Genomic DNA, 12,807 nt, shown 5'->3' with positions numbered 1-12,807 from the left:
CCGAAACGCCGGGCTCACCCGTCCGGCCACCAGGTGCGACGGATGTCCTTGCGGACTTCCGGGCGCTCCGCCGGGAGCTCGTCGGCCTGTTCCCGCACACGACGGGACACCGACTTCTTCAAGGGCTTCTGCACGGTCGTACGGCGCATGGGGAGCCTCCCTTGCGGCTACCGGGTTCCGCGTTCTCGCGGAGGTAGACCATGTCCGGGAGGGTGACTCATCGGTGGTCGCTTGTCAGTGGCGACTGTCACATTTCATTCATGAGTCCGCATGCCGGACATCCCGCGCCGGTCCGGGTGGTGGCGGGGCGTTGTCAGTGGCGGGTGTCACTCTGGGCGCATGACGAGTGACAGGTTCGGTGAAGGGCGGTCCGGTGTCGACTGGGACGCCGAGTCCGCCACGTTCGACGACGAGCCCGACCACGGGTTGCGGGACCCCGTCGTGCGCGAGGCATGGGCGGCCAGGCTGCGCGGCTGGCTGCCCCGGGGCCCGGCCGACGTGCTCGACCTGGGCTGCGGCACGGGCAGCCTGTCGCTCCTCGCGTCCGAGGCCCGGCACCGGGTCACCGGGGTCGACCTCTCGCCCCGCATGGTCGGGCTGGCCCGCGCCAAGCTCGCCGGACGGGACGCCGCGTTCCTGGTCGGCGACGCGACCGCCCCGCCCGTGGGCGAGCAGCGCTTCGACGCCGTCCTCGTCCGCCATGTGCTGTGGACGCTGCCCGAGCCCGGCCGGGTCCTGCGGCACTGGCGCGGGCTGCTGCGTCCCGGCGGGCGGCTCGTCCTCGTGGAGGGCGTCTGGGGGACGGTGAGCCCGGTCGGCCTGTCCGCCGGCCGGCTGACCGCTCTGCTCGCGCCCCTCGCCGAGGACGTGCGCGTGGAGCGGCTGTCGGACGACCCGTCGTTGTGGGGCCGGGAGGTGACGGACGAGCGTTACGCGGTGATCGCGGACATCTAGGTCAGCAGTGCCTCGAAGTCGCCCTCGCGAGCGACGCGTTCGAGCTCGTCCAGGGCGGCCCTGGCGGCGGACGCGGCCCGCGGGTCCGCGCGCTCCAGGCCGCTCGCCGCGAACTCGTCCTCGTCCAGCCGCAGTACGGTCCTGCCGTCGGCGGAGCGCCACAGGTCCAGGTCGAGGTCCTCGCACACCAACTCGCCCGCGGCGACCGTGGCCGGGCGGGCGATGTCGCAGTACCAGCCCTTCAGCGTGCCCTCGGCGTCCCGGACCTCCTTCACCGAGTACCAGCGGTCGCGCCAGTAGTGCTCCGTGAAGACGTCGCCCGGTTCGAAGCGTACGAAGCCGAAGTCGCGGACGCCGGCTCCCGCCCAGGCCGCGCGGACGGTGACGTGCATACCGTCGTCGTGGAGCAGTTCGGCCGGATAGCGGATCTTCGTACGGCCCGCCTTGACCAGGACGACGTCCAGGGTCCTCGGGGCGTCGGACCTGCCCGACCTGTCCGACCGGTTCGACCGGTCCGAAGGCTCAGCCGAGTTCGCGGACATGCTGTACCTCCGTGGCGCAGATCTCGTAACCGAACCACTTGTTGATCGCCAGCATCGGTTCGTTGCCCGAGTCGTTTCCCGTGAACGCCTGGGTGAAGCCGGCGGCGCGGGCACGGTGCAGGGAGTCGTTCTTGGCCAGCTTCGCGAGACCCCGGCCGCGGTGGGCGCGGGCGGTGCCGGTCATCACGGTGCCGTAGCGGGCGCCGCCGTCGGTACGGGCGGCGCTGAACGCGGCGGGCCGGCCATCGACGACCGCGACCGAGGTCAGCTCGTGGCTCAGGAGCGGGTGGTGCCAGGTCTCCTTCAGCCAGGCCTCGTAGTCGGTGAACTCGTGGGCGATGTCACCCGGTTCGTCCCGGAGCGTCTCCGCGTCCAGCTCGAAGAGCGGGCGCGGGTCGTCCGCGAAGTCCGCGCCCGTACGCAGCTCGACGTCCGCGGGCGGTTCCGTGCGCGGCGGCAGGGGAGCGTGCGCCAGGTCGAGGCGGAGGAAGTGCGCGGAGCGGCTCGCGAGATAGCCGCGCCGCTCGGCGAAGGCACGGTTCGCGGGCTCGTCGAGGACCCAGGCGAAGAGCTTCGTCGCGGACACCCCGGCGAGCTGCTCCTCGGCGGTCCGTACGAGCGCGGATCCGGCGCCGCGGCCCTGGCGCTCCGGGTGCACGTACACGTTCAGGTAGGCCTGGCCCGGCTCCGGACTGTCGTACACGATGCCCGTCTGGGCCGTGCCGATCAGCTCGCCGTCCTCCTCGGCGACCAGCGGCCGGACATGGGCGTCGGGATGGGCGTACGCCACGTCGTGGAGGACGGACTCCGCGGTGGAGACCATGAAGGGGAGCGCCAGTTTCCGGATGTGGGCGAAGCCTTCGGCGTCCTCGGTGCGCAGGTCGCGAACGATCACAGTCATGGCATCGCACGCTACGCGCGGGGCGCGGCGGGGCGCCTCTCATTTATTCGGTGGGTTCTCGGTGGGTTCTCCGGCGGGTGCGGGACAATCGGCGGGTGACGTTGAAGATCGACATCGATGACGGCGCGGGGATCGCGCCCTACGAGCAGGTGCGCGCCCAGATCTCCGAGCAGGCGAGGGCCGGGGCGCTGCCCGTGGGATACCGGCTGCCGACCGTACGGGGGCTGGCGGAGGAGCTCGGCCTCGCCGCCAACACGGTCGCCAAGGCGTACCGGGCCCTCGAATCGGACGGGGTCATCGAGACGCGGGGGCGCAACGGAACGCTCGTCGCCGCCGCGGGCTCGGCGGCGGACCGGGAAGCCGCCTCGGCCGCGCAGGCGTACGCCGATCGCGTGCGGCGGCTCGGGCTGTCCGAGCCGGCCGCACTCGAAGCGGTCCGGGACGCGCTGCGGGCGGCGTACGGGGAGTCTGGCTGACCGCTGACCGCTGACCGCTGACCGCTGACCGCTGCAAGCTCCTACAAGTACAAGCCCGCGTCCGAACCCTCTCGTTGGTCCGGGACCGACGTCGGGCTGGTGCCCCGGCGCAGGGCGTACAGCTCGGCCAGGGTCGCGCCCTCGCGGCCCACGCCCTCCTCCGTGCCGAGCCAGGCCGTGGACTCCCGGCGGGTGAGGGGGCCGACCTCGATCCGGGCGAGGCAGCGGCCGGGGCGGACCACCGCGGGGTGCAGACGCTCCAGGTCCTCGTTGGTGGTGACGCCCACCAGGACGTTGCGGCCCTGGCCCAGCAGGCCGTCCGTGAGGTTCAGCAGCCGGGAGAGCGCCTGCCCCGCCGTGTGCTTGGCCTCACCGCGGATCAGCTCGTCGCAGTCCTCCAGGAGGAGCAGCCGCCAGCGACCCTTCCCCGTGCCGTCCTCCTCGCCGATGGCGATGTCCATCAGATAACCCACGTCGGAGAAGAGCCGCTCGGGGTCGAGGACACAGTCCACCTGGCACCAGTCCCGCCAGGAGCGCGCCAGCGTACGGAGCGCCGACGTCTTGCCCGTGCCCGGCGGACCGTGCAGCAACAGCAGCCGGCCCGCGATGTCCTCGGGTGTCGTCTTCATCAGGCCGTCCATGGCATCCGCCACCGGCGCCGTGTAGTTGGCGCGCACCTCCTCCCACGTACCCGCCGAGATCTGGCGGGTGGTGCGGTGCGGACCGCGGCGGGGCGACACGTACCAGAACCCCATGGTCACGTTCTCCGGCTGGGGTTCGGGCTCGTCGGCCGCGCCGTCCGTGGCCTGGCCGAGGATCTTCTCGGCGAGTTCCTCGCTGGTCGCGGTGACCGTCACGTCGGCGCCGCGGTTCCAGCGGGACACGAGCAGCGTCCAGCCCTCGCCCTCCGCGAGGGTGGCGCTGCGGTCGTCGTCGCGGGCGGACCGCAGCACGCGGGCGCCGGGCGGGAGGAGGGAGAACCCGGACCGTACGCGGTCGATGTTCGCCGCGTGCGAGTGCGGCTGCTCGCCCGTCGCGAAGCGGCCGAGGAACAGCGCGTCGACGACGTCCGACGGTGAGTCGCTGTCGTCGACGTTGAGCCGGATCGGCAGAGCGTCGTGTGGGTTGGCAGACATGCCGCCATGATCCGTCACACGGACGTCCGGTGCATCCGGTTTCCGCGTTGCGCTCCGAGTGTCTCCGAGTGTCTGGTTCTGTCACGGCTTCTTCCCCGTCGGCGGTCCCGCAGTTGTGCTCTGTGCCCCTTCCGTCCTGTTACAGGGCTGTGGAGTACGGAACCTGTTCCTCCGCCGAGGCCCACGGTTACTGTTGCCCATGATGGGACGTCATGGGTGGAATTCGGGGGCTCGGCGGTGGCGGCTCACCGCTCTGCTCGGAGTGGGCGTGGCCGCCCTGGCCCTGGTGCTGACCCTGATCCACACCCTGCCGGGGAACGCGGGAAGCGCGGCGGGCACGACCCGTGACGGTGACAAGGTGCACGGCACGCCGTCCGTTCCCCCGGCGGCGGAACCGGAGGTGGGCTGGGGGTTCACCCACACCCAGTTCAGCGCCGACGAGGGCAGCGCGGCGGCTACGGAGCGGGTGGCGAAGCGCCTCGGGGAGAGCGCCCCGCCGCAGATCCAGCACATCATGGGGTGGGGCGCGGACAACCCCGAGCCGGTCAAGGGGCGGTACGACTTCGAGGCCATGGACCGCCGGATCGACTTCGTCCGGGAGACCGGTGGCACTCCGGTGGTCACGCTGTGCTGCGCGCCGGACTGGATGAAGGGCGGCGAGCCCGGCGCCGACAGGACCGACTGGAGCCAGGCGGCCCTGGAGACGGCTCCGGACCGCGCCCACTTCAAGGACTACGCCGCGCTCGCCGCGACCGTCGCCAAGCGGTATCCGGACGTCCGTCACTTCGTCGTGTGGAACGAGTTCAAGGGCTTCTGGAACGACACCGAGGCCCGCTGGGACTACGAGGGCTACACCGCGCTCTACAACCTCGTCTACAAGGCGCTCAAGAAGGTCGACGAGGACATCGAGGTCGGTGGGCCCTATCTGGTGATGGACAGCCTCGACCCGCGCCAGCGGGAGGATGCCTCGCCGACGCTGAAGGGCAGTTGGGGCGCGATGGACCAGCGGGTTCTCGACGCGTTCGACTACTGGAACAAGAACAAGATAGGGGCGGACTTCGTCGTGGTCGACGGGGCGAGTTACACCCGGGACGACGACCTGCTGCCGGACGAGTTCGCGGCGACCGAGAAGTTCACGGCGGTGAGCCGGTGGGTCCGGCAGCGGACCGGGGGGTTGCCGCTGTGGTGGGCCGAGTACTACGTGGAGCCGGCGGACGGCAAGGATGTCCGGGACGGCTGGTCCGAGGGGCATCGGATCGCTGTGCACGCGGCTGGGTTGATCGCGATGGCTCGGGGGGGTACGACCTCCGCGTTCTATTGGAATCCGGAGGTGGAGAGTGCCGCCGGGGGTGGGGCCGGGGGTGGGTGTGCGGGGTGTCTTTGGACTCCGACCGATCGGGGGTCCGGGGGGAAGGCATTGCCGATGCTCGGGTTGCTTTCTCGGTTCGGGGAGGAGTTTCCGCCTGGGACGGAGTACGAGCCGGTCTCTGTCGCGGCCGACGACAAGGCCAATGTTCGGGTTCTTGCCGATGACAAGGTTGTTCTTGTGGTGAACACCCTTGATCGGGGGATCAGTGCGGAGGTTGATGGGGAGCGGTTCGCGATGAAGGCGTACGAGGTGAAGTGGCTCGGCCGGTAGGGGAGTCGGGTGGGGTGACTGGGCGTGTGGGGTGGCTGCGGGTGCGTCGTGGCTGGTCGCGCAGTTCCCCGCGCCCCTAAAAGATTGCGCAGTTCCCCGCGCCCCTGAAGGCGAAAGGCCGGCCGTTGCCCGCGGCCTTAAAGGCGAAAGGCTGGCCGTTCCCCGCGGCCTTAAAGGCGAAAGGCCGGCCGTTGCCCGCGGCCTTAAAGGCGAAAAGCTGGCCGTTGGCTGCGCCCTTAAAGGCGTAAGGCCGGCCGTTGCCCGCGCCCCTGGGAGCCGAAGGCGCGCCGTTCTCCGCGCGCCTAAAGATGAAAGATTGCGCCGTTCTCCTCTCCATGGTTGTTACGCCATCGTCAGGAATCTTTGGATCAGGGAGGCCAGGAGGACTGTCAGTAGGGGGAGGGAGAACCAGAAGGTGCTCTGGAGCCAGTGGAGTTGGCGGACGCTGGGGTGGGTGGCTACTCGGATTGCTTCGCGGGTCGTGAGCAGGATGATCAGGGCCGTGGCCGACAGGGCTCCTATGACCGACCAGGGGGTCCAGGTCACCTGGGGGCCGATCGGGCCGGGGTCGGCCTTCTCGACCTTGTCGGTGGGCTGTTCGCGCAGGGTGTAGATCGTCACGTCGTCGTTGGCGAAGGACTTGCGGAGCTCCTGCCGGGCGTCCAGGTTGTGGATCAGGCGGTACTCCCACGCCTTGGAGTAGCCGATGTCCAGCTGGAGGTAGGTCACCTGGCTGCGGTTGACCATGAGGTACGAGTTCGGGCCCGCGTCCCTGAGTGACTTGACCAGGCTCGACACCAGCACGGGGTCGGCGGGTGCGAGCGTCGGCACGTACTGGACCTTCTCCATGTCCCGGGCGCCCCACGGCATCGCCGGTGTCACGTTGTTCACCGTGTCGTCGCTCAGCCACAGCAGCCGTACGGTCGGCTCGTCGTGGGCGTACACGTACTCCATCGCGGCGACCTCGCCCGGCCTGATCCGCTCGAACGGCTCGTTGCCCCAGCGGGCCACCAGGAAGCCGCCCATCAGGACGAGGCCCGCCATCAGCGCGGCCAGCGGTGCGAGGCTCACCCGGTCCTTGTCCCGCTCCTTCGCGGTGACGCCGGTCCGCGGGAAGAGCGCGAGGCCGGCCAGCAGGGCCGCGCCCGGCAGGGCGAACATGAAGACCCGCAGCGCCATCTCGCCGCCGTACGACTGCATGCCGAAGCCGAGGAACGGGACGAAGGTGAGGACCAGCAGCGACCGTTCGCGGTACTTGTGGTCGCGGCGTCGCCACCAGCCCCAGCAGGCCAGCGCCAGCACACTCCCGGCCAGCGCCACGCGCGCGTAGAGCACGAGCTTGTGGGACGAACTGCCTTCGCCGATCCGGCCGGAGACGGACGAGGACACGTTGCCGCCGACCCCGCCGACCCCGCCGAACAGGTCGGCGAAGTGCCCCGACCAGTACGGCTCGGCCAGGAACCCGATCCACACGCTCACCACGACGGCGAACAGGATGGGCAGGCCCCGCAGTTCGGAGCGGCCGACCAGGACGAGGACCGCGAGGACGCCCAGCATCACGAACGGGGTCAGCTGGTGCGCCGGCACCGTCGCCATGAACAGGCCGATCAACACCATGAGCAGGACGGCCCGTTGGCGGCGGTCGGTCGGCTCGACCTCCAGCTCGCCGGGTCGCGCCTTCGTCCACAGCACCCGTGGCGCCCGGAACCACACCAGGAGGATCGCCACGAAGACGAGGTAGAGGAGGTAGGTGAAGCCCTGGGGGGAGAAGTAGTCCTGGCCCACCCAGCCGCTGAGCACGAAGATCCAGATGCCGGTCCACCGGGCCCGCCAGCTCGCCCGCATATGGCGTACGAGCAGGAACAGCGGTGCCAGATAGAGGAGTTGCATGACCGTCGGCCACCAACGGATGACCTCGGTGAGGTCGTCCACCCCGCAGGCTCTGGCGACGAACGCCGCCGCCGCGAAGAAGCCCGGCCAGCTCCAGCGCGCGTCGAGGTCGGGTACGGCCGTGCCGGTCCGGTCGATGTAGTCGATGAACCCGAGGTGCTGCCAGGCCGTCGCGAACCGCGGTTCGGTCTCGATCACGGCGGGCAGCGCGTGCAGCGACACCACGGTGGCCAGCAGGGTCACCAGGAGCAGGCCCTTGTGCTCACGGCCCAGCCACAGCAGCGAGGCGAACACCGTGACCAGCAGCCCGGCCCCGACCAGGGTCGGCGTCGGCAGTACCGAGATCAGGCCGAGGCCGCCCATCCGGTCCAGGTCGCGCTCCCCGAGCCCGGACACCGGCACCCAGTACAGGACGAGTGCGGCCGTCAGCAGACAGCCGAGCAGCACACCGGTCCTGGTCGGCCGCAGCCGCTCCCACCCGGAGACCGGAGGGGCCGCCGGGCGGGGGCCGTCCGGTGCCGCCTCCCGATCCGCGCCCGCCGCGCCCGCCGAGCCGGCCGCGCCGGGTGACTCGATCGGTGACTCGAACGGCGCGTCGACCTCGATCTCCGACGGGCTCACGGAGGTCTCCGAGCCCGGCTCCCGCTTCTCGACGGGCAGCCCCAGGTCCGTACGCGACCGGGGTAGTCGCAGTGGAGCCTGCGAGGCCCAGGTGGGCCGGCGCTCCTGCCGTGGTCCCGGAGGACGGCGTGGGGCGCCGAGCGAGGGCGTCCCGGTGGGCGGTGTCCCCGGACCGGGCCGTACGTCCGGACGCCGCTCCAGGTGGTCGAAGTCCAGCTGGACGGCGAGCGCCAGCGTGTCCGTGTCGAGGCGCTGCGCCCAGGCAGGCCCCTGCCCCGTCCGTGGCCTGCCCTGCTGCGACGCCGCCACCTCGCGGGCGCCCAGGTCCGCCAGGTCCCCGTCGGGCGCCGCGCCCCGCGGAACGTCCTCGGGCGCCGCGGTCCTGACGATCCGGTACAGCTTGGGAGCGGCGAGTGTCACGATCACCGCGAGGCTGGAGATCTCCGCCACGCCCGCGCCGGTCAAGCCCATGCGGGGCAGCAGGATCAGCGTGAGGCCGAGTACCAGCAGACACAACAGGCCCTGTAGCCAAGCCAGTCCGGCGGTCCGGCTCTGGGCGCGCAGCACCGCGAAGTACGTCTCCATGACGACCCGCAGCACCGCTCCGACCGCGAACCAGCGCAGCAGCGGCGTCGCCGCGTCCGCGTATCCCTGGCCGAACACGCCGAGGATCCAGGGCGCCCCGAAGAACAGCACCCCGGCCACCGGCAGCATGATCCGCGCCATCCGGCGCAGCGCCGCCCGGGTGTTCGTGGCGAGCCGCGCGGGGTCGTGCGAGCCCTCGACGGTCAGCGAGGCGCCCATGTTGATGGCGAGCAGGTTGACCGTGCCGCCGATGGTGGTGGTGATGTAGAAGTACGCGTTGTCGGCGGAGCTGACCTGCGAGGCGACGATCACCGGGACGAGGTAGACGACGGCGAGCGAGAACAGCGAGCCGGTGTAGTCGCCCGCGAGGAACCGTCCGATCTCCCGCGTGGTCGGCGGCTCGGCGCCGTCGGCGGTCGCCTTCACATGCCGGGGCACCAGACGCCGGAACACCAGCCAGCCCAGCGGCAGCACGGACACCGCGATGGCCGCGACCCACGACACGAAGACACCCATGGCCGGGATCGCCGTGGCGAACGCCACGAGCAGCGCCAGCTTCACCGCCGAGAACACGGTGTTGCCGACGGGCACCCACAGTGCGTTCCGCAGCCCGGTCAGCACCCCGTCCTGGAGTGTCAGCACCGACCAGGCCACGACGGACAGGACGAAGCAGACCCCGATGAGCGGGTCGTGCAGGAAGCGGTACGACGACCCCCACAGGCCGAGGGTCAGCAGGAAGACGCCGGCGGCCAGCGCCACGACCACCGAACTGGCCGCGTAGGTACGGAATATGAGCCGCCCGGTGCCGCGTCCGGCCACCGGGATGAACCGGGCCAGGGCGCCCGTCAGCGTCACCGCGGTGAGGCCCGCGAGGAGCTTCATCGCGGCGATCGCGGCGGAGCCCTGGCCGACCGCCGACTCGGAGTAGTAGCGGGCGGCGGCCAGCCAGAAGCCGAGTCCCAGGACGGCCGAGATGCCGGTGTTCAGCATCAGGGCGTAGGCGTTCCGGAACAGCTGGCTGCCTCCGGAGGACCTGCCGAGCCGGGGCAGGCGCAGGCGCCGCCCGGACCGCTCGGGTGGTTCGGGCGTGGGGGCGTCGGCCTCGGCCGTGGTCGTCTCAGACACGGGAGCGGATGGCCTTCCGGCGAAGCTGGCGTGCTCTGCGGACCATGGCGTACCCCTTCGTGAGGGCACGGTCCCCGGCGAAGGTACGGGTGATCGCGCGGCCCTCGACGACCCGCGCGAACTCCTCGATCCCGGTGCTGCGGCGCACGGTGACCCGCCGCAGCGCGTACGGTCCCTGGGGGCGCCGCGCGAGTGCGTTGCCCACGGCGAGCGACTGGGCGAAGCCCGCCTCGCGCACGCTCCGGCGCACCCGACGGCTGGAGTAGCCGTACGGGTACGCGAACGACGCGGGGCGCAGGCCCAGTTCGGCGGTGATGATCTCCCGGCACCGCCGCAGCTCGAACCGGAGCGTGTGGTCGTCCAGTTGGTCGAGCTGCGGATGGGTGTGGCTGTGCCCGCCGATCTCGACGCCGGCCGCCGCCAGCGCGCGCACCTGGTCCCAGTCGAGCATCGTGTCCGGGCCGCCCCCGGTGTCGTACTCCCCGCGCAGCCAGCCCGTCGACACGAACAGCGTGGCGGGGAAACCGAGTTCGGCGAGCACCGGCAGGGCGTGCCGGTGCACACCCTCGTAGCCGTCGTCGAAGGTGATCAGCACGGGCCGCTCGGGCAGCGGGACCGAGGCGCGCCAACTGGCCGCCAGATCGGCGGTGTCGAGCGGCGTGAAGCCCGAGTCGCTCAGGACGGCCATCTGCTCGGAGAACGCCTCGGGCGTCACGGACAGCGTGCGGGTGGCGTCGTTCGGCTCCGTGGCCACCGCGTGGTACATGAGGATCGGCACGCGTGGCTCGCGTGGTCCACTCATCGTTCGTCCCCCTCGGTCCGCACGACGGGGGCCACCGAGAACTCAGCGCCACCCCTGCGAGCCCGGACGCTCCCGAGTACGTACCCGCCCGCCGCCGTCAGCACGCCGGCGACGATGGCGGCGGCCCGGCCCGCGCCGCCGGGGCGGGCGAGCAGCGCGTCGCGCAGCCCGCGCGCGACTCCGGCGGGCAGTACCCGTGTGGCGTACCGGCGCTCCGACTCAAGTCCCTTGTCGGCGCCCACACTTCGGGCGACCAGGGCCTTCGACAGGCCTTCGGCGTAGGTGCGGGTGCGGAAGTACGCGAAGTGCTCGCGTACCGCGGGCACCCGGTGGTGGATCACCGCGCGGTCGTCGATCAGCAGGACGGCGTCCGGCCGGGCGTGGCTGAGGCGGATGCACAGCTCCGTCTCCTCGCAGCCCAGCGGGCGCCGGTCGCCGTCGCGCCCGATTCCGGTCGCGAAGCCGCCCGCGTCGTCGAAGGCCGTACGGCGGAACGAGGCGTTGCCGCCGAGCACGTTGCGCACCCGGACCCGGCCGGGCGGCAGGCCCTTGTACGTGCAGCCCACCACCCAGTCGAACTCCTCGGGGAACCAGGCCGGGCGGCGGCCCGAGGCCCAGACGGGCATCGTCCGGCCGCCGACGGCCATCACGCGAGGATCCTCGTACCCCTCGGCGAAGCGGCGCAGCCAGTCGCGCTCGGCCACCGCGTCGTCGTCGAGGAAGGCGATGACGTCGCCGTACGAGGCGGCGATGCCGGTGTTGCGGCCCGCGGACAGGCCACGGGGGCCCGCGTTGGCGAGCACCCGCACCCCCACCGTCTCCTTGTACTCCTTCGACAGCCGGTCCAGGAGCGCCTGGTTGTGGTCCACGACCAGGAGCGTCTCCAGGGCCGGCCGGGACTGCGCCCGCACCGAGCCGACCGCCGCGAGGATGTCCTCCCAGCGGTCCTCGGTGTAGACGCAGACGACCACGGAGATGTCCGGAGTGCTCAAGACGCTTCTCCCGGGCCGGAGTCGAGCACCACGGCGTGCGGACGGCTGCGCAGCGAACGCCGGTTGGAGCGTTCCTTGAGGATCACCTTGAGCACTCTCAGCCCGTCGCGCACGGCCCGCAGATTGCTCGCGCCGTGGATCCGCAGATACTCGTGGCTCGGTATCTCCTGGACCCTCAGGCCCGCCTTGACGACCCGTATGTTCATCAGGGTCTCCACCTCGAAGCCCGTGCAGTCGAGGTCGATCTTGTCCAGACAGTGCCGCCAGAACGCGTTGTATCCGTAGCAGAGATCGGTGTAGCGCGCGCCGAACTTGCGGTTGACGACCGTGCACAGCGCCCAGTTGCCGAGCTTGCGGATCGGTGTCATGTCGTCCGTGCCGCCGCCGTTGGCGAACCGCGAGCCCTTCGCGAAGTCCGCTCCGGACACCAGCGCGGAGACGTAGCTGACGATCTCGTGCCCGTCGGCCGAGCCGTCCGCGTCGACCATCACGATGATGTCGCCCGTGCATGCCTCGAACCCGGTGATCAGGGCGTCGCCCTTGCCCTTGCCGAGTTGCTTCACGACCTTGACGTCGGGCCACAGTTCGCGGGCCACCCGCACGGTGTCGTCGGTGGAATTGCCGTCGACGAGAACCACTTCGTGAATCCACCGCGGAAGAGTCTTGAAGACGTACGGAAGATTCGCCGCCTCGTTCATGGCGGGAATCACGATGCTCACCGGAGGCGCTATGGCCAGGTGAGTCGATATGGGCCGGTACTTGGTGACTGTGAGCGGATCTTGTTCCGAAACAGCCGGTCGCAGAAAAGAAGTCATGAGTCTGATCCCTCTCGTCCGGTGGACCGCCCGCCCCTGGGCGGTCCGGTTCTTTGTCCGGTTCGAAAGGGGGGTTTCTCACTGACGGCATGCCGAAATAGAGCTCCGTGCATGCCGGGTGAGCTGGCAAATCTGGCCGACCGGCTGGGCCGGCCTCGCGGCGGCACTCGGCACGAATACGGTCACCGAGCACGGCACCCCCCTACCGCGCCCCGCCCCGGGCCATCGTCGCGATCTTGAGCCCTCCCCTAGATCGCAGGTGCGCTGATGGTCCGATGCGGGTGAGATGTACGACGGTATTGATGATTGAGACGCTATGGCAAGGCCTG

At 70.9% G+C, this 12,807-nt stretch carries 11 protein-coding genes; 3 read left to right on the top strand and 8 right to left on the bottom strand.

The features are described from left to right. Positions 1-14: 14 nt before the first annotated feature. A complete protein-coding gene (locus ACLVWQ_RS34960) occupies positions 15-149 on the bottom strand; it encodes a hypothetical protein (protein ID WP_414113261.1) in 135 nt (44 codons plus the stop codon). A gap of 190 nt (positions 150-339) precedes the next feature. On the opposite strand from ACLVWQ_RS34960, the gene ACLVWQ_RS34955 reads away from it, so the two are divergent. Continuing rightward, the gene (locus tag ACLVWQ_RS34955) at positions 340-954 is read left to right on the top strand and encodes a class I SAM-dependent methyltransferase (protein WP_414113260.1); all 615 of its coding nucleotides are present in this window, start codon (positions 340-342) and stop codon (positions 952-954) included. Here the strand turns inward: ACLVWQ_RS34955 and ACLVWQ_RS34950 are convergent. Continuing rightward, entirely contained in the window at positions 951-1,496 is a 546-nt protein-coding gene (locus tag ACLVWQ_RS34950) for a DUF402 domain-containing protein (RefSeq protein WP_414113259.1), read from the bottom strand. The two genes, ACLVWQ_RS34955 and ACLVWQ_RS34950, sit on opposite strands and share 4 nt — an antisense overlap. Next, positions 1,477-2,397: an N-acetyltransferase family protein gene (locus tag ACLVWQ_RS34945; RefSeq protein WP_414113258.1), complete on the bottom strand. Its 921-nt coding sequence runs from the start codon at positions 2,395-2,397 to the stop codon at positions 1,477-1,479. Before ACLVWQ_RS34945 ends, ACLVWQ_RS34950 begins: the two co-directional genes overlap by 20 nt. Before the next feature lie 95 nt (positions 2,398-2,492). Here ACLVWQ_RS34945 and ACLVWQ_RS34940 point away from each other — a divergent pair, with 95 nt between their 5' ends. Next, positions 2,493-2,873, top strand: a complete 381-nt coding sequence (locus tag ACLVWQ_RS34940; RefSeq protein WP_414113257.1) for a GntR family transcriptional regulator — start codon at positions 2,493-2,495, stop codon at positions 2,871-2,873. Between the two features lie 41 nt (positions 2,874-2,914). Here the strand turns inward: ACLVWQ_RS34940 and ACLVWQ_RS34935 are convergent, their stop codons facing one another. Then, positions 2,915-4,009 carry a DUF5925 domain-containing protein gene (locus ACLVWQ_RS34935; protein ID WP_414113256.1) on the bottom strand — a complete coding sequence of 365 codons (1,095 nt, stop codon included), beginning with the start codon at positions 4,007-4,009 and terminating at the stop codon, positions 2,915-2,917. Between the two features lie 202 nt (positions 4,010-4,211). On the opposite strand from ACLVWQ_RS34935, the gene ACLVWQ_RS34930 reads away from it, so the two are divergent. Further along, positions 4,212-5,648 (top strand): GH39 family glycosyl hydrolase, encoded by a 1,437-nt coding sequence (locus tag ACLVWQ_RS34930; RefSeq protein WP_414113346.1) that lies wholly within the window; start codon positions 4,212-4,214, stop codon positions 5,646-5,648. 342 nt (positions 5,649-5,990) lie between these two features. Here the strand turns inward: ACLVWQ_RS34930 and ACLVWQ_RS34925 are convergent, their stop codons facing one another. Genes ACLVWQ_RS34925 through ACLVWQ_RS34910 form a run of 4 tightly spaced genes read right to left on the bottom strand, consistent with a single transcriptional unit; the run spans position 5,991 to position 12,478 of the window. Beyond that, on the bottom strand, positions 5,991-9,869 hold the full coding sequence (locus ACLVWQ_RS34925; protein ID WP_414113255.1) for a lipopolysaccharide biosynthesis protein: 3,879 nt from the start codon (positions 9,867-9,869) through the stop codon (positions 5,991-5,993). Then, the gene (locus ACLVWQ_RS34920) at positions 9,862-10,671 is read right to left on the bottom strand and encodes a polysaccharide deacetylase family protein (RefSeq protein WP_414113254.1); all 810 of its coding nucleotides are present in this window, start codon (positions 10,669-10,671) and stop codon (positions 9,862-9,864) included. Before ACLVWQ_RS34920 ends, ACLVWQ_RS34925 begins: the two co-directional genes overlap by 8 nt. Continuing rightward, positions 10,668-11,663 carry a glycosyltransferase family 2 protein gene (locus ACLVWQ_RS34915; RefSeq protein WP_414113253.1) on the bottom strand — a complete coding sequence of 332 codons (996 nt, stop codon included), beginning with the start codon at positions 11,661-11,663 and terminating at the stop codon, positions 10,668-10,670. The genes ACLVWQ_RS34920 and ACLVWQ_RS34915 overlap by 4 nt, the downstream gene beginning before the upstream one ends. Beyond that, a complete protein-coding gene (locus ACLVWQ_RS34910; RefSeq protein WP_414113252.1) occupies positions 11,660-12,478 on the bottom strand; it encodes a glycosyltransferase family 2 protein in 819 nt (272 codons plus the stop codon). The genes ACLVWQ_RS34915 and ACLVWQ_RS34910 overlap by 4 nt, the downstream gene beginning before the upstream one ends. Positions 12,479-12,807 lie beyond the last annotated feature (329 nt).

The sequence above is a fragment of the Streptomyces sp. CWNU-52B genome (assembly GCF_047444975.1).
Classification (GTDB): domain Bacteria; phylum Actinomycetota; class Actinomycetes; order Streptomycetales; family Streptomycetaceae; genus Streptomyces.
Note: the sequence above shows the minus strand (reverse complement) of the source record. Positions and strands in the feature narration are given on the sequence as shown.